Raw genomic sequence first — 21,271 nt, forward strand, 5'->3', positions numbered from 1 at the left:
GCCGACTGCGAAGACTGGAGCACCCCATGAGCCCCATCCCGTTCCTCTGCCTGCCCCACGCCGGTGCGGGCGCCACCTTCTACCGCGGCTGGCCCGCGCCACCCGCGGGCGTCGAGCTCGTCCCGCTGCAGCCCGCGGGCCGCGAGGAGCGCTACCACGAGGATCCGTACACCGACCTGGAGTCGGCGGTGGCGGACCTGTCGAAGCCGGCCGCCCCGTATGCCGAGGCCGGGCCGTACGCCCTGTTCGGCCACAGCTTCGGCGCGATCCTCGCCTACGAACTGGCCCGGGCCCTGACCGCCGCCGGGCTGCCCGCGCCCGCCCTGCTCGTCGTCAGCGGCTCCGCCGCCCCCGGGGTGCCGCTCGGCCGGCATTCGGCCGGCCTGGACGACGAGGAGTTCGTGGCCCGGGTGGAGCAGCTCGCCGGATACGTCCATCCCGCGCTGGCCGACCCCGACCTGCGCGAAGTGGTGCTGCCGGTGCTGCGCGCGGACGTCGGCCTGCACGAGTCCTACCGGCCCGCCGGCAGCGAGCCGCTGCCGGTGCCGGTCACCGTGTTCCGCGGCGCTTTTGACCACCTGGTCACCGAGGAGGACTGCCGGGGCTGGGCCGACGTGTCCGCGAAGGGCTGCTCGCAGGTGACGTTCGAGGGCGGCCACATGTACCTCGCCGAGGACCCGCTGCCCGTGCTGCGCGCGATGGCCGAGCTGGTCGCCGCCCGGCCGCTGCCGGAGCGCCTGTGAGGTCCCTCGTGCTCCGCGCGCTGCGGAGGCTGGACGCGGCCGCGGTCCGGCGGCGTCTGGACGGGCTCTTCGGCCCGTGCGCGCGAGGGCCGGTCGTGTGGACCGAGGCCCTGCCGTATCCGAGCACGGACCCCCGCGCCGACCGGCTGCGCAGGCGTACGGCCACCCGCCCGCTCGCCCCGGGCGACAGGCCCACCGTCCGGGTGTGCCTGCTGACGTACACCGATCGTGTCCAGGACCTGATGGTGGGCGCGCGTCCCGAGGTGCTCGACGAGGGCGGACTGGCGGGCCTGGCCTGTCTGCTGGTGGAAGAGTCCCCGGGGTCCGGGCCGCTGTCGCCGCCCGAGCCGGTCGAGGACGGCGGTGGGGAGCGGATCACCCTGGAGTGGGCGTCGGGTGCGTGCGCCGGACCTGGGACACGGGAGGAACTGACCGTCGCGCTGGGCTCCGATGCCGGTGAGGCCGCCGTCCTGGCGGCGCTGACCACGGCTCTTGTCCGCAGGACGGGCGCCGCCCCGGCCCTGACGGTACGGCGGCCGGGCCCGGCCGCCCCCGGCGCGGCGAGGACGGACAGCGCCGCGACGGTCCGGCTGACCGGCCCCGGGGGGCCGCGTGCGGCCGAGGAGGCGTTGTCCGGTACGGACTGGACGTCCGGGCCGGTCCCGGCGCACTCCGTGGAGCTGCGGCTGCCCGCCGCCCCGGCGGCCGTCGAGCGCCTGACGGCGGCGGGCCTGCGTCCGCTGCTGCGCACGGCGCCCGCGCCCACGTCGGCCGTGCTCGCCCTCGGCCTCGACGCCGCGGCCGACGCCTACGTGCTCAGCTGCGACTTCGCCGCCGATGTCGTGGCGCGTGAGGCGGTGGAGGCGCTGCTGGCGGAAGTGGCCGGGTACGTCTCCGGGCAGCCGGAGGCGACCGTCGCCCCGGGCGGCAGCCCGGTGGAGGCCGATGCCCCGGGCGGCAGCCCGGTGGAGGCCGATGCCCCGGGCGGCAGCCCGGTGGAGGCCGATGCCCCGGGCGGCAGCCCGGTGGAGGCCGATGCCACGAGCGGCAGCCCGGTGGAGGCCGATGCCACGATCCACGGCCTGGTGTCCGCCCGGGCCGAGGAGCGGCCGGACGCCGTCGCGGTGTCGGCGCCCGACGGCGATCTGACGTACCGCCGACTGGACCGCAGGGCCGACGCGATCGGGCACGCGCTGCGCTCGCGCGGCGTCGGCCCCGGCGACCGGGTCGGCGTATGCCTGCAGCGGGGCCCGGAGCTCGTCGCCGCGCTGCTCGGCGTACTCAAGTCCGGTGCCGCATATGTGCCGTTGGACCCGTCGTACCCCGAGGACCGACTGCGCTACCTCGCGCGGGACGCGGGCCTCTCGCTGGTCCTGGCCCGCGACCCGCACGCGGCCTTCGACGGGTGCCCGCGTCTGGAGCCGCCGCCCGAGGCCGAGGACGTGTCCGCCGTGGGCGAGGACGTCGCACCCGAGGACCCGGCCTACGTCATCCACACCTCGGGCTCGACCGGCCGGCCCAAGGGCGTGGTCGTCGAGCACCGCAACTTCGCGGCCCTGCTGGCCGGCACGCGCGAGGAGTTCGGGTTCGGCGGCGACGACGTGTGGACGCTGTTCCACTCGTTCGCGTTCGACTTCTCGGTGTGGGAGATCTGGGGCTGCCTGGCCACCGGCGGCCGGCTGGTCGTCGTACCGGAGGACGTCGCGCGGGTGCCTGAGGAGTTCCGGGAGCTGCTGCACGCCGAGCGGGTCACGGTCCTCAACCAGACCCCGTCCGCGTTCGTGCAGTTGCTGTCCACCGAGACCGCCGGGGCGTCCACGCTCGACGTGCGGCTGCTCGTGTTCGGCGGCGAGCCGCTGGACTCGCGCACCCTGCTGCCGTGGTTCGACGCGCACCCGGAGGACCGGTGCCGCGTGGTGAACATGTACGGCATCACCGAGACGACCGTGCACTGCACCTGGACCGACCTGACCCGGCGCGACGCGCTCGCGGGCAGCCGCTCCATCGGCACCCCGCTGCCCGGCTGGACGCTGCACGTTCTCGACCCGTACGGCCGTCCGCTGCCGCCCGGCGTGCCCGGTGAGATCCACGTGGGCGGCGCGGGAGTGGCCCGGTGCTACCACGGGCGGCCCGGGATGACCGCGCAGCGGTTCCGTCCGGACCACCTGTCCGGGATCCCGGGGGCCCGGCTGTACCGCAGTGGTGACCGCGGGCGGCTGCGCCACGACGGGCAGCTGGAGCATCTGGGACGGCTCGACGGGCAGGTGAAGGTGCGCGGGTACCGGATCGAGCTCGACGAGATCAGGAACCGCCTGCTGGAAGCCGCCGAGGTGCGGGCGGCGGCCGTCGTCCTGCGGCACCGCGGCGAGGCCGGGGACGCGCACCTGGACGCGTACGTGGTGGGCCCGGGCGCCGATCCGGCCATCGTGCGCGAGCATCTGGAGCGGACCCTGCCCTCGTACATGGTGCCCAGCACTCTCACCGTCCTGGACCGGCTCCCCGTGACCGGGAACGGCAAGCTGGACACCGTGCGTCTGCCGGAGCCGGGACGGGCCGCGCCGTCCGCCGCCGCGGCACCGGCACCCGCGGCCGCATCCGACGCCCCCGATCTCGCCTCGAGGATCGCCGGGATCTGGCAGGAGGTGCTGGGCACCCCGGTCGGACCGGACGACAACTTCTTCCTGACAGGCGGCAATTCGCTGCTGGCCATCCGGGTGATGGTCCGGCTGCGGGAGCAGGGCATCACGGACGTGCCCGTGCGGATGCTCTACCGCCACCCGACCGTCCGGCGACTGACCGAGGCGCTGCCCGCGTCCTGACCCGGCGCCTTTCGCCACCCCCTTCACCCCATACACCGGAGGAACTCCAGATGAGCGACAACGGCCCCGAGCGCTGGACCGTCCTGATCAACGCCGAGGAGCAGTACGGCCTGTTCCCGGCCGAGCTGCCCACCCCGGCGGGCTGGCGGCCGGCCGACTTCACCGGCACCGAGGAGGAGTGCGTCGCCTACGTCGACGAGCACTGGACCGACATGCGGCCGCTGAGCCTGCGCCAGGCCCTCGACGGCTCGGCGGCATGACGGCCATGGAGACGATGAAACTGCCCAACGGCCTGACGGTGTCCCACGTGAGCATGGGCGAGACGGCCTTGCTGTACCGAGACATCTTCGCCGAGCGCTGCTACATGCAGCACGGCATCACGCTGAGCCCGGGCGGCACCGTGTTCGACGTCGGCGCGAACATCGGGATGTCGACGCTGTTCTTCCACACCGAGTGCGCGGGGCTCGCCTTCCACGCGTTCGAGCCGGCGCCGGACCCGTACGCGGCGCTGAGCGCGAACATCACGGCGCACGGCATCGATGCGACGGCCACCCGGTGCGCGCTGTCCGACCGTGCGGGCACCGCGGTGATGACGTACTACCCCGACTCCACCGTGATGTCCGGCTTCCACGCCGACGCCGCGTCGGAGGCGGCGCTGACCCGGACCTTCCTGGTCCGCAGCGGCTTCGAGGAGGAGGACGTCGAGGACATGCTGGCGGGCCGCCACGAGACCGTGGAGATCGAGGTGCCGGTGCGGACGCTGTCCGACGTCATCGCGGAACGCGGCGTCACTTCGATCGACCTGCTCAAGGTCGACGTGGAGAAGAGCGAACTGGAGGTGCTGCGGGGCCTGTCGGAGGCGGACTGGCCCCGGGTGCGCCAGGTCGTCGCCGAGGTCCACGACCTCGACGGCACGCTGAAGGCGTTCGTGTCGCTGCTGGACGAGAACGGGTTCGACGTGGCGGTGGAGCAGGACGCGTTGCTCGCGGACACGGAGATCCACGAGGTCTTCGCCGTACGGAAGGCGGGCTGAGGCGTGGCCGACACGAGGGGCCTCGCGGCCCTCGACCCCGCCACGATCGATGTGGCGGACCCGGCGCTCTACGAGTCCGGGGACCCGGTGGCGCTGTGGGCGCAGCTGCGGGCCTCTTCGCCCGTCCACTGGAACAACCACCCGCCGGGGCCCGGCTTCTGGGCCGTGATGGCGTACCAGCCGGCGCTGCAGGTGTACCGGAACACCGACGCGTTCACCTCCGAGCTGGGCATGCGCGTCGACTCCGATCCGGCCGCGGTGGAGGCGGCCGCGGGCAAGATGCTCATCGTCACCGACCCGCCGACGCATCCCCGGCTGCGCCAGCTGATGAACTCGGCCTTCCTGCCGAAGGTCGTCGCCACGCTGGAGGCGTCGATGCGCCGGGTGATCGAGCCGCTGGTGGAGGAGGCGCTGCGCAAGGACGTGGTGGACTTCGTCAGCGAGATCGCGGCGGTGCTGCCCGCGGCGATCATCTGCGACATCATGGAGATCCCGCAGTCGGAGCGGGCCATGATGATCGACCTGACCAGCAAGGCGTTCGGCGCCTCGGTCGGCGGCGAGGCCAAGTGCCCGATGAGCACCATGGAGAAGACCGAGGCGCACGCGGAGATCTTCCTCTACTACACCGAACTGGTGGAGGAGCGGCGGCGCAACCCCGGTGCGGATGTGGTCAGCGCGCTCATCCGGGGTGACCTGGACGGGCGCCGGCTCACCGACGAGGAGGTCCTGCTCAACTGCGACGGGCTGCTCACCGGCGCCAACGAGACGACCCGCCACGCCTCCGCCGCCGGTCTGCTGGCACTGATGGAGCATCCGGGCGAGTGGGGGCGGCTGCGCAGCGGGGCGGTGGACATCGAGTCCGCGGTCGACGAGGTGCTGCGCTACACCAGCCCGGCCCTGCACGTCACCCGTGTCGCCAAGAAGGACGTCCAGGTCGGCGACCAGCTGGTCCGCGCCGGGGAGACGGTCGCCCTGTGGAACTCCTCCATCAACCGCGACGAGACGGTGTTCCCCGACCCCGACCGCTTCGACCTCGGCCGCACCCCGAACCGCCATCTCACCTTCGGCATCGGCCCCCACTTCTGCCTGGGCGCCCCCCTGGCCAAGGTCGAGCTGAAGGTCCTCCTGGAGGTGCTCGCCGAGAAGGTGACCCACATGGAACTCGCCGGCCCCGTCGAACGCCTGCGCTCCAACTTCATGTGGGGCATCGAACGCCTCCCGGTCACCCTCCGCTGACCACCCCACCACCCCACCACCCGCACCGGGCCTCGGGAAGCAGCCCCCGAGGCCCCGGCCGTCGCCGATCCCGAACACTGCTCGCCGACAGGAAACGCACGCGCACCAGGCAGACGGCAGCCGGCCGTCTGCCGTACCAGGGGCGTCCGTGGTGGCGGCACGGCCGGCCCCCGCGAGACGGACGGCGGACGTCGACGCCCTCGTCGGCGGACCGGCGGCGGACCTCGCGGCCGCCGCCGGACGGCCCGTCAGCCGAGGCCCAGGACGCTCATGGTCTGTTCGGCCATGCGCCGCTCACCGAGGGCGTTGGGGTGGACGGGGACGACGCTGTTGCCGAAGAGGAGCGGCTCGATCCACCGGGTGCCCACAGGCTTGCACGCGTCGTGGCCGTCGGAGGCGCGGCTGAAGTCGACGTAGGTGGCGCCGGTCTCCTCGGCGGCGCGCCGGACGACGGCGTTGAGGTGGGCCTGGATGCCGCGCAGGTAGGGCACGTCGCCGGTGGCGACCGGCAGTTTCGCGAAGCAGGACGGATCCGCGGTGGCGGGGGTGATCCAGGGGTAGCCCAGCACCGCCACCCGGGCGCCGGGGGCCTTGGCGCGGACGCTGCCGAGGGCGGCCTTGAGGGCGGGATAGGTGCTCGCGTCGATCCGGTCGTCGAAGCTCGTGCCGTTGGCGTCCTTGCAGGGGCTGCCCCGGCCGCCGCTGAGGACGCCCGCGGCGGCGCACGCCGTCACGGCGTTGACGAAGGTCCCGTTGTCGTTGCCGCCGATGGTGAGCGTGACCAGATCAATCTCCGCGTCGAGGGCGTTCACCTGGGGGGCGACGGTCGGGTACTGCGCCTGGGTGAAGTCCTTGGTCTGGGCGGCGCCGCAGGTCACGTCCGTGAGGCGGGCGCCCGTCCGGGAGGCGAGGACATGGGGGTAGTTGGCCGTGGACCGCAGGCACAGCGGGCTCGAGAGGTCCACCGGGAGGACTCCGGAACCGGCGCTGTAACTGTCACCGAGGGCGGCGTAGTCGAGGGGGGTGGCGGCCTGCGCGGGGGTCCCGGTGAGGCTGAGGGCCAGCGCACCGGCCGTCGCGAATGACGCGGCCATGACATGACGCAGGGCGGACTTCGGCATGTGCTCTCGATTCTCGGGAGTACGGACGCGACGAAAGCGGGCGGGGCGGCGCCCGCGGACGCGCGGAACGCGGGGAACGCGGGGAACGCGGGGAACGCGGGGAACGCGGCGGCTCGAGCGGAGGAGGGGCGCCGACGGTTCGCACGTGCGCGAGGGCGCACGCCGACGACCGGGCGGCGCGGTGCGGGTCACATGGTTACCGGGTGGTTCTACCCATAGGTAATGTGCAGGCGCCCGACAGTCGAGTCAACATGCTCGACCGAACTCCTTGAAACCCTCACCGACTTCCCTGCCGGAACCTCGCCGAGGCGTCCTCCGATCGCCCTCGGCCGGCCGCCGCCCCGGCCCTTCCCCCTTACGGAGTGGTGACGTGCCGGGCGGGTCACGGTGCGCGGCGGGACGGCGGTCCTAGCGTGGGCGCATGCGTGTACTGGTCACCGGCGGTGCCGGGTTCATCGGGTCCCATGTCGTCGACGCGCTGCGGGCGCGCGGGCACGAGCCCCTCGTGTTCGACGTGCGGGAGGATCCGGCCGCGGACGTCCGTGATCCGGCGGCCGTGGCCGCCGCGCTCGCCGGTGTCGACGCCGTCTGCCACCAGGCGGCGATGGTCGGGCTCGGCGACGGGGTCGCGGACGCGGCGGAGTACGTCTCCCGCAACGATCTGGGGACGGCGGTGCTGCTCGCCGCCATGGCCGGAGCGGGCGTACGGCACCTCGTGCTGGCCGGGTCGATGGTGGTGTACGGCGAGGGGCGTTACGCGTGCGCGCGGCACGGTGTCGTACGGCCGGGTCCGCGGGCCGTCGCCGACCTGGACGCGGGCCGGTTCGAGCCGCCGTGTCCGGTGTGCGGGGAGAGCCTGTCCCCCGGGCTGGTCGGCGAGGACGCGCCTCTCGACCCGCGCAACGTGTACGCGGCGACCAAGCTCGCGCAGGAGCACCTGGCCGCCGCGTGGGCACGCGCCACCGGCGGTTCGGCGGTCTCGCTGCGCTACCACAACGTGTACGGACCGCGGATGCCCCGCGACACGCCGTACGCCGGTGTGGCCTCCTTCTTCCGTTCCGCGCTCGCCCGGGGCGAGGCCCCGCGGGTCTTCGAGGACGGACGGCAGCGGCGGGACTTCGTGCACGTGCGGGACGTGGCCGCGGCCGACGTGGCCGCCCTGGAGGCGCGGGGGCCGGCCGGCCTGCTCACGGCGTACAACACCGGCAGCGGCGAGCCGCGCACGGTGGGCGAGGCCGCCCGTGCGCTGGCCGCCGCGTACGGCGGCCCCGAGCCCGTGGTCACCGGGGAGTACCGGCTGGGCGACGTACGGCACATCACCGCGGACTCCGCCCGGCTGCGGGCCGACCTCGGCTGGAAGCCCGAGGTCGGATTCGCGGAGGGGATGCGGGAGTTCGCGCGGGCCGGGCTGCGCGAGGCCTGAGCCGGACCCGGCAGGGGGCCGGACAGGCGGGCCGGAAAGACGGACGGGCGAGGCCGGACCGGTCGAGTCGGACGGCCGGGCCGGACGGCCGGGCACGGCCGGCTACGGCGCCGTGGGCAGGGTCACCTCGAAGCGGCAGCCGCCCGGGATGTTGCGGACGGTGGCGCGCCCCCGGTGGGCCTCCACGATGCCCCGCACGATGGCGAGGCCCAGGCCCGCCCCGGCCGGCGGGGTGCGCGCGTGGGTGCCGCGCCAGCCGGTGTCGAAGACGCGCGGCAGGTCCTCCTCGGGGATGCCTCCGCAGCCGTCGGTCACGGACACCACGACCCCGTCCGGACCGCTCTCTGCGGTCACCGCGACCGTGCCGTCGGCGGGGGTCCGCCGGATCGCGTTGACCAGGAGGTTTCCCAGGACGCGGCTCATCTCCTTGCCGTCGACCTCCACCGGCACCGCCTCGACGGGGTGGCCGACGAGGCGGACGCCGTGCTCGCGGGCGAGGGGGTCGGCACCCGCGAGGGCGTCGCCGACGAGGTCGTACAGGGACATGCGGGCGGGGGTGAGCGGGAGGGTCCCCGCGTGGATGCGGGAGAGTTCGAAGAGGTCGCCGACCATGTCGTTGAGGCGTTCGACCTCGGTGCGGATCTGCCGCAGATAGCGGCCGGGGTCGGCGGCCACCCCGTCCTCCAGCGCCTCCGACATGGCGCGCAGGCCGGCGAGCGGGGTGCGCAGGTCGTGGGAGATCCACGCGACCAGTTCGCGCCGGGAGGTCTCCAGGGCGCGCTCGCGGTCGCGGGACTCGGCGAGCCGGGCGCTGGTCGACGCCAGCTCACGGGTCAGCGAGTCCAGTTCGGCGGTCGTCGGGCCCGCGGGGACGGCGAAGGAGCCGCCGTCGCCGAAGGAGCGGGCGGCGGCGGTGAGGGCGCGGCTGCGGGCGACGACCCAGCGGCCCAGCAGCAGCGCGGTCGCGAGGGAGACCACGGCGGCCATCGCCACGACGGTGGTCACCACGGTGAGGTCGTGCGGGGACAGGAACATCGCCCACGCGACGGCGAGGGTGCCCGCGAGCATCGCGACCACTCCGACCGCGGCGACGACGGCGAGCGAGGCGGTGAGCGAGCGGCGCCGGATCAGGCGCAGCGCGGCCGCGCCGGCGACGCCGGTGGCAGCGGCGCCGGCGAAGGCGTACAGGGCGATGAGGAGGGTGTCGCGCACGGTCAGCCGGCTTCCTGTCCGCGGGGGTCGAAGCGGTAGCCCACGCCCCACACGGTCCGGATCAGGTGCGGGCGGGCCGGGTCGTCCTCGACCTTGCCGCGCAGCCTGCGGACGTGGACGGTGACGGTGGACAGGTCGCCGAAGTCCCAGCCCCACACCTCCCGCATCAGGTCCTCGCGGCCGAACGCCCGTCCGGGGTGCCGCAGGAGGAAGGCGAGGAGGTCGAACTCGCGCAGGGTGAGGGCGAGTTCGGCACCGTCCTTGGTGGCGCGGCGGGCGGCGGGGTCGACCGTCAGGCCGGCCGCGCGCAGCGGGGGCGCCGTGGCGGCGGGCCGGGCGCGGCGCAGCACGGACTCCACGCGCAGGACGAGTTCGCGCGGGCTGAAGGGTTTGGTGACGTAGTCGTCGGCGCCCACCTCCAGGCCGAGGATGCGGTCGTCCTCGTCGCCCCGGGCGGTGAGCATGATGACGGGGACGGGTCCGCTGCCGCGCAGCCTGCGGCAGACCTCCAGGCCGTCCATGCCGGGCAGCATGAGGTCCAGCACCACCAGGTCGGGCCGGTGGGCGGCGGCGCGGGCCAGGGCGGCGGGGCCGTCGTCGGCCCGGTCGACGGTGTAACCGGCCCGGTCGAGGTAGCCGGCGACGACCTCCGCGACCGTGGGGTCGTCGTCGACGACCAGGACGCGGGCGGTGGCGCCCGGCGCGTGCCCGGCGGTGGCATCCGGCGCATGCGCGGCGGTGGTATCCGGCGCGTGCCCGGCGGTGGTTCCTGCCTGCGGGGGCTCGAACGGCAGCTGCATGACCCCAGCCTCGCACCACCGCGTCGTCGGCGGGGGCAGCGGGGCGTGCGCACGGCGTCGACGTCCGCGTTTCGTAAGGAGCCGGAGTCCGGTTCGCCCGGTTCGCGTTCGTAGGGTGAACGGCGTGACCCTTTCCCCCTCGCCCCCTGACGGCGTCGACGTCGTCCTGCCCTGTCTCGACGAGGCCGAGGCCCTGCCCTGGGTGCTGGCCAGGATCCCGGCCGGCTGGCGCGCGCTCGTCGTGGACAACGGCTCCACCGACGGTTCGGCGGAGGTCGCCCGGGGGCTCGGCGCGACCGTCGTCCACGAGCCGCGCCGGGGCTTCGGCGCGGCCTGCCATGCCGGGCTGACCGCCGCCACCGCCGAGGTGGTGTGCTTCTGCGACTGCGACGCCTCGCTCGACCCGTCCCTGCTGGAGCCGTTCGTCCGGGAGGTGCGCGCGGGCGGGGCCGACCTGGTGCTCGGCCGCAGGCGGCCGCGGGGCCGGGGCAGCTGGCCCGCGCACGCCCGGGCCGGCAATCTCGCCCTGGCCCGGCTGCTGCGCCGCCGCACCGGCCTGCGGCTGCACGACCTGGGCCCGCTGCGGGCCGGCCGCCGCGAGGCGCTGCTCGGCCTCGGCCTCACCGACCGGCGCAGCGGCTACCCGCTGGAGATGGTGGTGCGGGCGGCCGACGCGGGCTGGCGGATCACCGAGCACGACGTCCCCTACCTGCCCCGCACGGGCGCCTCGAAGGTCACCGGAACCTGGCGCGGGACCTGGCAGGCGGTCCGGGACATGAGCCGCGTCCTGAACGACGTCCCCGTCCGCGAAGGGGTCCCGCGGTGATCCGGCCGGACCCGGTGACCGCACCCGCCCCGGTGACCACGCTCCTCGTCATCGCCAAGGAGCCGGTGCCCGGCCGGGTGAAGACCCGGCTCACCCCGCCGTTCGCGCCGTGGGAGGCGGCGGCCCTCGCGGAGGCCGCGCTCGCGGACACCCTGGCGGCCGTCGCCGCCGCCCCCGCCGTCCGGCGGCTCCTCGTGCTGGACGGCGCGCCCGGACCGTGGCTGCCGCCCGGCTTCGACGTCGTGCCGCAGTGCGCGGGGGGCCTGGACGAGCGGCTGGCGGACGCCTTCGCCCGCTGCGAGGGTCCCGCGCTGCTGATCGGCATGGACACCCCGCAGGTGACGCCGGACCTGCTGACGGTGGACTTCGCGGGCTGCGACGCGTACTTCGGGCCCGCGGAGGACGGCGGCTTCTGGGCACTGGGACTCGCCGAGCCGGACCCCGCGCTGCTGCGGGGGGTGCCCATGTCGACGCCGTCCACCGGGGCCGTCCAGCGCGAGCGGCTCGTCGCCGCCGGACTGCGGGTGCGCGCCCTGCCGCGCCTGCGGGACGTGGATGAGGCCGGGGACGCGCGTGCGGTCGCCGCGCTGGCCCCGCACGGCCGGTTCGCCGCCCGGCTGGCCCGCTGCGCGGCGGCGCGCCGATGAGGGCCCGGCAGAGCGGCGCCGTCCCCTGGGCCGCGGCCGGCCCGTACTCCACCGCGCTGCGGGCCGGTCGCGGTCCGCTGTTCCTGCGCCGCGCCGACGGCCGGCTGCTGCCGCTGGAGGTGGAGCGCTGGTGCGCGCGGGCCGACCGGGTCGACCGGGAGGTGCTGGACCGGTGCGAGGGCGCCGTGCTGGACGTCGGCTGCGGGCCGGGGCGGCTGGTGGCGGAACTCGCCGCCCGGGGCCGTACCGCCCTCGGCATCGACGTGAGCGAGGCGGCCGTCGAGCACACCGTCCGGCTCGGCGGGCAGGCGCTGCGGCGCTCGGTCTTCGAGCCGCTGCCCGGCGAGGGCCGCTGGGGCACCGTCCTGCTGATGGACGGCAACGTCGGCATCGGCGGCGATCCGCGCGCCCTGCTGGACCGGGCGGCCCGGCTCCTCTCCCCCGGCGGACTGCTGATCGCCGAGACCCTGCCGGGGGACGTCGACGAACGCGCCGAGGTGCAGGTCGTCGACGTCCCCGAGGCCCCCGCGGGGAGCGGCGGTGCGTTCCCGTGGGCGCGGCTCGGCACCCCGGCCCTGTCCCGGTACGCGGGCCGGTCGGGCTGGGGTGCCGTCGATCAGTGGGCGGCGGGCGGGCGGTGCTTCGTCGCCCTGCGCAGCCGCAGCGCCAGCAGCAGCGCCGAGGTGCCGAAGAGCACGGCGGTGATCAGCAGCCAGCGGGCCGCGAACCCGTCCGCGGGGAGCCCGGTGGCCGACCGGTAGCGGCCGGCCACCGTCCCGCTGATCAACGGGAACCACACCAGCAGGAGCAGTCCGGACAGGGCGGCCGGGACCCGGACGTACATGGTCCACTCGCCGCGGCCGGCCGTGCGCAGCCCCCGGACCAGGGCCCGGTCCGCCGTCGCGTACAGGGGCAGCAGGACCAGGTCGTGCAGGACGGCGGCCCCCGCGAACCACAGGACCACGCCGAACCGGTCGCCGGCGAGCAGCCGTACGCCCGCGTGGCCGGCCAGTGCGAACGAGCAGGCGAACAGGAGGACTTGGAAGGGGCTGCCGACGGGGAACCGTCGTCGCGCCGGACTCGTCGCGGGGGTCCGGCTCATCACAGGTCTCCGAACGTCAGGCGGGCCACCCACTTGGTGTTGAGCACACCGGGCGCGGCGGGCACGATGATCCGCGCCGGGTGCCCGTGGTCGGGGGAGAGTTCCTCGCCGTTGACGTACAGGGCGAGCAGGGAGCGCGGGTCCGCCACCTGGTCGGCGCGCAGGGCGGCGCGGCGGAAGGCGCCGCGGAGCTGGAGGGACTCGACGAACACGTCCGGCGGATCACCCTCGTGTCCGACGAGCGCCGCGAGGTCCCGCAGCCGTACGCCGCGCCACCGCTGGTCGGACGTCGACCAGCCCTCGACGCAGGCGATGGGCAGCGACGCGCTGTGCGGCGGGAGGCGCAGGAGGTCGTCGCGGGTGAGGCGGACGGTGCCCGTGCGCCCGGTGACGACGAGCCGCCAGACGTCCGGGCCCGTCTCCGACGGGCGGATGCCCGCGTACCGGGCCGTCTTGTTGATCTGGAAGCCGTTCGGACCGGTGCCGGGGTCCGGTCCGCCGTGCGGCGCGAGGAGGGCGGTGCGCCGCAGCGGGCCGTCGGTGGTCTGCCCGGCCGTCGTCGCGAACAGCAGCAGCGAGCCGCCGCCCACGAACCCCAGGGCGCCGCGCCGGGAGACGGTCGGGGCGTCGGGCCGCGGGGAGACCAGCGGGTCCGCCCCGGGGCCGGGGTCCCGCTCGGTGCGCGGTGCGCGTTCGTCGCGCGGCCCGTGCTCGTCGCGCAGTGCGCGCAGGTTCCGTACGGCCGCCGGGGTCTTCAGGACGGCGTGGGCGGCGAACGCGGCGAAGAACACCCACGCGCCGTAGAAGTGCAGCGGGTAGAAGGAGCCCGGGAAGACGTAGTCCAGCTGGACGTTGAGCACGCCGGTCACGAACTCGAAGAGCGCTCCGCCGACCAGGAGCAGCAGGGAGATCCGCTCCAGCGCGTGCGCGAGCGAGCGGGCCGGCGGCAGCGCGAACAGCTTCGGCACCACGGACCACAGTTTGGCCAGCAGCACCGGGATCAGGGTGACGCCGAGGGTGACGTGGACGCCCTGGTTCAGCCGGTACAGCCAGTGCGGGTCCGTCGGCCAGGCGAAGAGGTAGAAGCCGAGGATCCCCTTGTCCGGGGTCTTGTCGTTGACCGGTGCCAGGTCCGGGTTGTAGGCGGCGTACGACAGCAGGCCCGTCACGAACAGCACGGTGAGGCCGGCCAGGAGGACGAGGCCCAGCACCGAGGTGAACCAGGGGCCGCGCAGGGGGCTGCGCCAGAAACCGGGTGCGGTGGGAAGCCGCGGGTCGTCTCGCATGCCCCGACCGTAGGCCCGCGCACCCCGGCGAACGGGCGCGCGACCCATGACGAAACGCTGACGTCCGGCGTCGCGGGCCGTCCGGCGCGGGCCTCGCGGCCTAGCGTTCCGGTGTGACCCGCACCCCGCGCCCCGCCCGGCCCCGCGCCCCGCACACAAGCCCCGAACCCGGCCCCGAACCCGGCCCCGGCTCCGAACCCGGCCCCGGCTCCGGCTCCGAACCCGGTTCCGGCCCCGGTGGCGTGCGCCTCGACCGGTACGCCGTCGGGGCGGCCGTCCTGCTGGTGACGGCGGCCGTGCTGATCGGCCGTCACCTCCAGCACAGCCGCCACACCCTGTTCGTCGACTGGCCGCCGCTGCTGGCGAGTTGGGGACCCCACGTGGGCCCGGGCACTCCGGCGGCGGTCCTTCTGGCGGTGGCCTGCGCGGCGTACGGCCCCACCGTGGCGGCCCGCCTGCCCTGGCGGGCGCTGCTCGCGGCGGTCTGGGGCACGGCGACGGCGTGGATCCTCTCGCTCGCCCTGGTCGACGGCTGGCGGCGGGGCGTCGCCGGCCGGCTCACCACGCGCCACGAGTACCTCCGGGTCGTCGACCGCTTCCCCGACATCCCGGCCGCGCTGCGCGACTTCGACGGGCACATCCTCCTCGATGCGCCCGACAACTGGCCCGCCCACGTCGCCGGTCACCCCCCGGCCGCCACGCTCACCTTCGTGCTGCTCGACCGGGCCGGTCTGCAGGGCGGGGGCTGGGCCGGGGCCTGGTGCGTCACGGTGGGCGCGACGGCCTGCGTGGCCGTGCTGGTGGCGGTGCGGGCCCTGGCCGGCGAGGAACTCGCGCGGCGGGCCGCCCCGTTCCTCGTGGTGGCCCCGGCGGCGGTGTGGATGGGCGTCTCGGCCGACGCGTACTTCGCGGCCGTCGCGGCCTGGTCCGTGGCCCTGCTGGTCCTCGCCGTCACGGCCCGGTCGGCCCGGCGTTCGGCCGGCTGGGCGGCCGGCTCCGGCCTGCTGTTCGGCCTGACCTGCTACCTCTCCTACGGCCTCACCCTGTTCGCCGTCGTCGGCGCGGCGGTGCTGCTGCCGGTCCGGCGGCGCGTGCGGGAGCGGTCCGCGGCGCTGCTCCCGCCGCTGCTCGCCGGCCTCGCGGTGGTGCCGGCGCTGTTCTCGCTCGCCGGGTTCGACTGGTGGGAGGCGTACCGCCTGCTCGTGACGCGCTACCGCCAGGGCGCGGGTGGGGTGCGCCCCTACGGCTACTGGGTGTGGGCCAACCTCGCCTGCACCGTCCTGATCATCGGCGCGGCCTCGACGGCGGGCCTGGGCCGGGCCGGTGCGGTGCTGCTGCGGCATCCGCGCGCGGCTCTCTCCGCCCCCGGCGCCCCGGACCGGGCCGGTGCCGCGGCCCGGCTGGCACTCCTGGCGGCGTCGGCGTTCCTGGCGCTGCTGGCCGCCGACCTGTCCGGCATGAGCAAGGCGGAGACGGAACGCATCTGGCTGCCGTTCGCGCTGTGGCTGCTCCCGGCCTGCGCGTTCCTGCCCCGTCCGCGTGCCTGGCTGGCCGCGCAGGCGGTCCTGGCCCTGCTGATCAACCACCTGCTGAGGACAGGCTGGTGAGGCGGGGGCCAGGACGCGCCGGCGACGGCGGGGGCGCGGACGCGGGACGGGCGCGGCGGGTCAGCCGGTGGTGGCGAGGAGTCCGAGCGTGTCGATGACGCGGTTCGAGAAGCCCCACTCGTTGTCGTACCAGGCGACGACCTTGACGTGCCGGCCGTCGACGCGGGTGAGGGCCGAGTCGAAGATCGACGAGGCCGGGTTGCCGACGATGTCGGCGGACACGAGCGCGTCCTCGGAGTACTCCAGGACCCCGGCGAGGGGGCCCTCGGCGGCGGCGCGGTAGGCCGCCAGCACCTCGTCGCGGGTCACGTCGCGGGACACGGTCGTGTTGAGTTCGACGATCGAGCCCACCGGGACGGGCACGCGGATCGAGTCGCCCGACAGCTTGCCCTCGAGGTTCGGCAGGACCAGGCCGATCGCCTTGGCGGCGCCCGTCGTGGTCGGCACGATGTTGACGCCGGCGGCGCGGGCGCGGCGCAGGTCGCGGTGCGGGCCGTCCTGGAGGTTCTGCTCCTGGGTGTAGGCGTGCACCGTGGTCATGAAGCCGTGCTCGATGCCCGCGAGGTCGTCGAGGACCGAGGCCAGCGGCGCGAGCGCGTTGGTCGTGCAGGAGGCGTTCGAGACGATCGTGTGCAGGTCCGCGTCGTACGCGTCGGTGTTGACGCCGAACGCGAGCGTGACGTCGGCGCCGTCGGAGGGCGCGCTGACGAGCACCTTCCTAGCGCCCGCGTCGAGGTGGGCGCGCGCGGCCTTCGCCGACGTGAAGCGGCCGGTCGCCTCCAGCACGATGTCGACGCCCAGTTCGGCCCAGGGCAGCCGGGCCGGCTCGCGCTCGGCGAGCACCTTGATGCGGCGGCCGTCGACGACGAGGGTGTCCCCTTCGGCGCTGACCGGGCGGCCGAGGCGGCCGGACGTCGAGTCGAAGGCGAGCAGCCGGGCGAGGGCGGCGGGCTCGGTGAGGTCGTTGACGGCGACGACCTCGAGGTCGGTGTCGCGTTCCAGCAGCGCACGCAGCACGTTGCGTCCGATACGGCCGAATCCGTTGATGGCGATGCGAGTCATGTGTGGTGTCCCTTCCGTTCGCCTCCCCAGGTTCGCGCGCCGCCCGCGGCCCGGACAGCGGCGAGATCGCCACGGTTCGAAAGGATCGTGCCAGGAGGGCGGGGCCGGGTGGACGGCCGCCGGACCGGTCCGCCCGCCCGGGGTGGACGGGCCGGTCTACTCGCCCCGGGTGAAGGTGCGCCGGTACTCGCTGGGGGTGGTGCCGAGGATGTGCTGGAAGTGCGTCCGCAGGTTGGCGCCGGTGCCGAGGCCGACGTCGGCGGCGATCTGCTCGACGCTCCGCTCGGACCGTTCGAGCAGTTCCCGGGCCGCGTCGATGCGGGCGCGCATCACCCACTGCATGGGGGTGTAGCCGGTGTCCTCGACGAACCGCCGCGAGAAGGTGCGGGGCGAGACCGCCGCGTGCCGGGCGAGCGCCGTGAGGGTGAGGGCGTCGTCGAGGCGGCGCAGCGCCCATTCGCGGGTGGCGGCGAACCGCTCGCCGAGTGGTTCGGGCACGCTGCGCGGCACGTACTGCGCCTGGCCGCCGCTGCGGTAGGGGGCCGCGACGAGGCGCCGGGCGGTGTGGTTGGACGCGGCCACCCCGAGGTCGCCGCGCAGGATGTGCAGGCACAGGTCGATGCCGGAGGCGGCGCCGGCCGAGGTCAGCACGCTGCCCTCGTCGACGAAGAGGACGTTCTCGTCGACCCGCACCAGCGGGTGCCGGGCGGCCAGGGCCCGGGTGTAGTGCCAGTGCGTGGTGGCGCGCCTGCCGTCGAGGAGGCCGGTGGCGGCGAGCGCGAAGGCGCCCGTGGAGATGGCGGCGAGGCGGGCGCCGAGGCCGTGGGCGGCGATCAGCGCGTCCACGACGGCCGGCGGGGGGTCGTCGCGGTCGGGGAAGCGGTAGCCGGGGATGAAGACGAGGTCGGCCCAGCTGAGGGCGTCGAGCCCGTCCGCGACGTGGTAGGAGAGGCCGTCACCGCCGGTCACGGGCCCCGGCGCCGCGCCGCAGACCCGTACCTCGTACGGCATGCTCGCCCGCGTCGTGAAGACCTGCGCGGGGATGCCCACGTCCAGCGGTTTGGCCCCTTCGAGGACGAGGACGGCGACACGACGGAGACGGGGGGCCTGCACGGGGCCAGGCTACCCGGGCGGGCACCGGCGGCCGCGCCGTTCCGCGGCGGACCGCCGCCGCGGAACGGATCCGGGGCGGACGGGACGGCGACGGTCCCGGCCGCGCCGCGGGACAGGTCCCCGGCAGGGCCGGGCCGTCTTCCCGCCTGGTCGCCGCCTCACGGGTCACAGGCTCGTCAGGATCTGCGGCGACAGGGTCTTGATCATGGTGTTGGTCCAGCGCAGCTGCCGCAGGGTCTGCGGGTGGCACGCGGAGGCCAGGGCGAGGAGGTCGCCGTCCCGGGTGGCCTGCGCGGCCTGGGCGAGCATCTCCCAGTGGAGGGAGTTGCCGGTGGCGTCCAGGTGCAGCTGCCGCAGGTCGCGCAGGAGCAGCAGGCCGGGCTCGGGGCGGCGGCCCACCGATTCGGCGGCCTTCTCCCGGAGCGTCGACAGGACGCCCGGCGCGGAGGCCCCGGTGGAGTCGTCGAGGTCGAGGCCGTGGGCCCCGCCCGCGTCGGCCAGGCGCCGGACGTGCTCGCGGGACCAGCCGGCGAGGTCGGTGGCGACGTGGTGGATCTCGTGGTCGGCGCGGTGCCGTTCGGCGACCGTCGTGAGCTGCCCGGCGAGGTGCCTCTCGCCGTGGTGCAGGGCGCGCAGGGTCAGAGCGATGCCGTTCATCCGGCGTCCTCCTCACGGCCGTGGCCGCCCGTTCCCGCGGCCGGGGCGGACGTGGCGAGGGCGGCCGTCCCGCCCGTGGTGGCCGGTACGGAGCCCGTGCGTGCGGGGGCGGACGCGGTGGTGGTCGGCGCGGGGGCGGGAGTGCCGTCGCCGCGTGCCACGAGCCGGAGCGCGGCGGCCGCGGTCTTGAACAGCGGCTGCTTGGAGGCGGGGTCCCAGTCGGTGACGGTCGTCTCGTTCGCGGCACGCGGGGGCGTGCCGTCGTCCGGGCCGTGTCCGCCCTCGGTGTCCCAGTAGCCGTAGTGGAAGGGGACGAACAGCAGGCCGGGCCGGATGCCGGTCACCCGGAGCCGGCCCCGCAGGGCGCCGCGCGGGGTGCCGACCTCCACCAGGTCGCCCTCGGCGAGTCCGAGCAGGGCCGCGTCGGACTCGGACGCCTCCACCCACACGTCGGGGGCGGCCGCGTCGAGCTGGGGGGCGCGTGCCGTCTTGGTCCGGGTGTGGAAGTGGTAGAGGGTGCGGCCCGTGGTCAGCTGGAACGGGTACCTGTCGTCGGGGATCTCGTGGGGCGGCAGGTAGCCGGCCGCCTTGATGACGGCCTTCCCGTCCGGGTTGAGGGAGCGGTACTCGACCGCGTCGGCGCTCGCGCCGGTGACCAGGTCCTTGCCGTAGCTCTCGCAGACGTCGGGGTGGGCCCAGCTGATCCCGTCGGTGTAGAGGCGCTCGGTGCCGTTCGGGGCCTGGTCGTTGCAGGGCCACTGGATGCCGCTGCCGCCGCGCAGCATGTCGTAGGTGATGCCGGTGTAGTCGCACGGCCGGCCGGCGCTGCACCGCTTCCACGCCTCGAACGCGGACTCCGGGTCGTGCCAGGTGACGAGCGGTGCCCCGTCCTTGTCGCGGAAGTCCATGCGGGCCGCGTAGGAGAGGAAGATGTCCAGGTCGGGCCGGGCCAGGCCGGGCGGTTCGACGGCCTTGTCGGACAGGTGGACCGTGCGGTCGGCGTTGGTGAACGTGCCGGTCTTCTCGCCCCAGGTCGCCGCGGGCAGGACGACGTCGGCCAGCTGTGCGGTCTCGGTCGGGAAGAGGTCCTGGACGACCACGAAGAGGCGTTCCTGCTCCAGGATCGAGCGGATCCGGGCCAGTTCGGGCAGGGACACCGCCGGGTTGGTGCCGCTGATCCACAGCATGCGGATCGAGCCCTGCTCGGCGTAGCGGAACATCTGCAGGGCGTGGGTGGGCGGGGCGTGGTGCGGGATGGTCTCCGGTTCGACGTTCCACACCCGCGCCAGGTCGGCGACGTGGCTGTCGTTCTGCCAGTTGCGGAAGCCGGGGAGGTCGCCGTTCGCGCCGCATTCGCGGGTGTTCTGGGCGGTGGGCTGGCCGTTCATCTGCAGGACGCCGGCGCCGGGCCTGCCGAGCATGCCGCGGACGAGGTGCAGGTTGTTGACCTGGACGGCCGCCGCGGTCGCCTGGTGGGACTGGTACACGCCCTGGAGCACCGTGGACAGCAGCCGCTCGGCGGTGCCGAGGAGCTCCGCGGCCTCCTCGATCCGCGCGGCCGGCACGTCGCAGATCCTGGCCGCCCACGCGGGGGTGCACTCCTCCACGCGGGTGGCCAGTTCCTCGAATCCGACCGTGTGCGCGGCGAGGAAGTCGTGGTCGACGCGGTCCGTCCGGATGATCTCGTGCAGGAGCGCGTCGAGCAGGGCGACGTTGGTGCCGGCGCGCGGGGCCAGGTGCACGGCCGCCCTGCGGGCCACCCGGGTGGGGCGCGGGTCGACGCACACCAGGCGGGGCGGGGCGGCGCCCTCCAGCCGGTCGAGGATCCGCATCCACTGCACGGGCTGGGTCTCGGCGATGTTGTGCCCGAACAGCGCGATGACGTCGGCGTGGTCGATGTCGTCGTAGCTGCCCGGCTGTCCGTCGCAGCCGAACGACTCCTTCAGCGCCTCGCCCGCCGTCGCCGTGCACAGGCGGGTGTTGCCGTCGAGGTGGTTGGTGCCGATCCCCGCCCTGGCCAGCACCGCGAGCGTGTAGTACTCCTCCAGGAACAGCTGTCCGCTGGTGTAGAAGCCGATCGACCCCGGGCCGCGTTCGTCCAGCAGGTCGCGGGAGCGGGTGACGATCCGGTCCAGCGCGGTGTCCCAGTCGCACGCGACGAGGCGTCCGTCGCGGCGGATCAGCGGCGTGGTCAGCCGGTCCGGGGAGGCGTTGGCCTGCCAGCCGAAGAGGTCCTTCGGTCCCAGCCGTCCGTGGTTGACCCGGTCGTCCGCCCTGCCGCGCACGCCGGCGATGCGGCCGTCCAGCACGGCGATGTCCATGGCGTCGCCGTCGGAGTGCAGGATCGACGCCGCCTGCACCCACCGCTGGACGTGCGCCGGATCGACGCCCGCCGCCAGGTGGGTGTCGACGCGCACGGGCCACGGTTCGTGCGGCCCGTAGGGGGTGCGGCCGCCCCACGGCCGTGCGATCCGGTCCATCGAAGCGTCCATCTCCGCCTCCCGGCAGTACGTGCGTCGTCTCGCCCGGTGCGGGCGCGCCGTCCGGGCGGCCCGGGCGGCGTCCCGCGCGGTGCCGGCGACTC

The 21,271-nt window shown here is 75.1% G+C and carries 18 protein-coding genes; 10 read left to right on the forward strand and 8 right to left on the reverse strand.

The features are described 5' to 3' along the window. Positions 1-26: 26 nt before the first annotated feature. The 5 genes from ACF09K_RS20765 to ACF09K_RS20785 are packed head-to-tail and all read left to right on the forward strand — an operon-like array spanning position 27 to position 5,831. Positions 27-743: a thioesterase II family protein gene (locus tag ACF09K_RS20765; RefSeq protein ID WP_392245478.1), complete on the forward strand. Its 717-nt coding sequence runs from the start codon at positions 27-29 to the stop codon at positions 741-743. Continuing rightward, positions 740-3,562 carry an amino acid adenylation domain-containing protein gene (locus ACF09K_RS20770; protein WP_392245480.1) on the forward strand — a complete coding sequence of 941 codons (2,823 nt, stop codon included), beginning with the start codon at positions 740-742 and terminating at the stop codon, positions 3,560-3,562. Before ACF09K_RS20765 ends, ACF09K_RS20770 begins: the two co-directional genes overlap by 4 nt. A 50-nt stretch (positions 3,563-3,612) precedes the next feature. Further along, positions 3,613-3,822, forward strand: coding sequence for an MbtH family NRPS accessory protein (locus ACF09K_RS20775; protein WP_350964867.1), 210 nt, complete (start codon positions 3,613-3,615; stop codon positions 3,820-3,822). After that, positions 3,819-4,595, forward strand: a complete 777-nt coding sequence (locus ACF09K_RS20780; RefSeq protein ID WP_392245481.1) for an FkbM family methyltransferase — start codon at positions 3,819-3,821, stop codon at positions 4,593-4,595. Before ACF09K_RS20775 ends, ACF09K_RS20780 begins: the two co-directional genes overlap by 4 nt. Positions 4,596-4,598: 3 nt before the next feature. Further along, the gene (locus tag ACF09K_RS20785) at positions 4,599-5,831 is read left to right on the forward strand and encodes a cytochrome P450 (RefSeq protein ID WP_392245483.1); all 1,233 of its coding nucleotides are present in this window, start codon (positions 4,599-4,601) and stop codon (positions 5,829-5,831) included. Between the two features lie 248 nt (positions 5,832-6,079). Here the strand turns inward: ACF09K_RS20785 and ACF09K_RS20790 are convergent, their stop codons facing one another. Continuing rightward, positions 6,080-6,952, reverse strand: a complete 873-nt coding sequence (locus ACF09K_RS20790) for an SGNH/GDSL hydrolase family protein (RefSeq protein WP_392245485.1) — start codon at positions 6,950-6,952, stop codon at positions 6,080-6,082. A gap of 421 nt (positions 6,953-7,373) precedes the next feature. On the opposite strand from ACF09K_RS20790, the gene ACF09K_RS20795 reads away from it, so the two are divergent. Further along, entirely contained in the window at positions 7,374-8,375 is a 1,002-nt protein-coding gene (locus ACF09K_RS20795) for an NAD-dependent epimerase/dehydratase family protein (protein ID WP_392245487.1), read from the forward strand. Between the two features lie 102 nt (positions 8,376-8,477). Here the strand turns inward: ACF09K_RS20795 and ACF09K_RS20800 are convergent, their stop codons facing one another. Both ACF09K_RS20800 and ACF09K_RS20805 read right to left on the reverse strand, forming a co-directional pair. After that, positions 8,478-9,587: a sensor histidine kinase gene (locus ACF09K_RS20800; RefSeq protein WP_392245489.1), complete on the reverse strand. Its 1,110-nt coding sequence runs from the start codon at positions 9,585-9,587 to the stop codon at positions 8,478-8,480. A gap of 2 nt (positions 9,588-9,589) precedes the next feature. Beyond that, the gene (locus ACF09K_RS20805) at positions 9,590-10,387 is read right to left on the reverse strand and encodes a response regulator transcription factor (protein ID WP_392245491.1); all 798 of its coding nucleotides are present in this window, start codon (positions 10,385-10,387) and stop codon (positions 9,590-9,592) included. A 115-nt stretch (positions 10,388-10,502) separates the two neighbouring features. On the opposite strand from ACF09K_RS20805, the gene ACF09K_RS20810 reads away from it, so the two are divergent. Genes ACF09K_RS20810 through ACF09K_RS20820 form a run of 3 tightly spaced genes read left to right on the forward strand, consistent with a single transcriptional unit; the run spans position 10,503 to position 12,621 of the window. After that, on the forward strand, positions 10,503-11,213 hold the full coding sequence (locus ACF09K_RS20810; protein ID WP_392245493.1) for a glycosyltransferase family 2 protein: 711 nt from the start codon (positions 10,503-10,505) through the stop codon (positions 11,211-11,213). Between the two features lie 32 nt (positions 11,214-11,245). Continuing rightward, a complete protein-coding gene (locus tag ACF09K_RS20815; RefSeq protein WP_392245559.1) occupies positions 11,246-11,860 on the forward strand; it encodes a DUF2064 domain-containing protein in 615 nt (204 codons plus the stop codon). Then, complete coding sequence (locus ACF09K_RS20820) at positions 11,857-12,621, forward strand: class I SAM-dependent methyltransferase (protein WP_392245495.1); 765 nt, start codon at positions 11,857-11,859, stop codon at positions 12,619-12,621. Before ACF09K_RS20815 ends, ACF09K_RS20820 begins: the two co-directional genes overlap by 4 nt. 340 nt (positions 12,622-12,961) lie before the next feature. Here ACF09K_RS20820 and ACF09K_RS20825 read toward each other — a convergent pair whose 3' ends face one another. After that, positions 12,962-14,248: a molybdopterin-dependent oxidoreductase gene (locus ACF09K_RS20825; RefSeq protein WP_392245496.1), complete on the reverse strand. Its 1,287-nt coding sequence runs from the start codon at positions 14,246-14,248 to the stop codon at positions 12,962-12,964. A 242-nt stretch (positions 14,249-14,490) separates the two neighbouring features. On the opposite strand from ACF09K_RS20825, the gene ACF09K_RS20830 reads away from it, so the two are divergent. Continuing rightward, positions 14,491-15,855 carry a hypothetical protein gene (locus ACF09K_RS20830; protein WP_392245560.1) on the forward strand — a complete coding sequence of 455 codons (1,365 nt, stop codon included), beginning with the start codon at positions 14,491-14,493 and terminating at the stop codon, positions 15,853-15,855. 60 nt (positions 15,856-15,915) lie between these two features. Here the strand turns inward: ACF09K_RS20830 and gap are convergent, their stop codons facing one another. The 4 genes from gap to ACF09K_RS20850 form a co-directional block, all read right to left on the reverse strand. Then, positions 15,916-16,917: a type I glyceraldehyde-3-phosphate dehydrogenase gene (gene gap / locus ACF09K_RS20835; protein ID WP_392245497.1), complete on the reverse strand. Its 1,002-nt coding sequence runs from the start codon at positions 16,915-16,917 to the stop codon at positions 15,916-15,918. Positions 16,918-17,073: 156 nt separating this feature from the next. Next, on the reverse strand, positions 17,074-18,030 hold the full coding sequence (locus tag ACF09K_RS20840) for a GlxA family transcriptional regulator (RefSeq protein ID WP_392245498.1): 957 nt from the start codon (positions 18,028-18,030) through the stop codon (positions 17,074-17,076). A gap of 165 nt (positions 18,031-18,195) precedes the next feature. Continuing rightward, the gene (locus tag ACF09K_RS20845) at positions 18,196-18,687 is read right to left on the reverse strand and encodes a hypothetical protein (RefSeq protein WP_392245500.1); all 492 of its coding nucleotides are present in this window, start codon (positions 18,685-18,687) and stop codon (positions 18,196-18,198) included. After that, entirely contained in the window at positions 18,684-21,179 is a 2,496-nt protein-coding gene (locus ACF09K_RS20850) for a molybdopterin oxidoreductase family protein (protein WP_392245502.1), read from the reverse strand. Before ACF09K_RS20850 ends, ACF09K_RS20845 begins: the two co-directional genes overlap by 4 nt. Positions 21,180-21,271: the final 92 nt, after the last annotated feature.

The sequence above is a fragment of the Streptomyces sp. NPDC014882 genome, assembly GCF_043081325.1.
Taxonomy (GTDB): domain Bacteria; phylum Actinomycetota; class Actinomycetes; order Streptomycetales; family Streptomycetaceae; genus Streptomyces.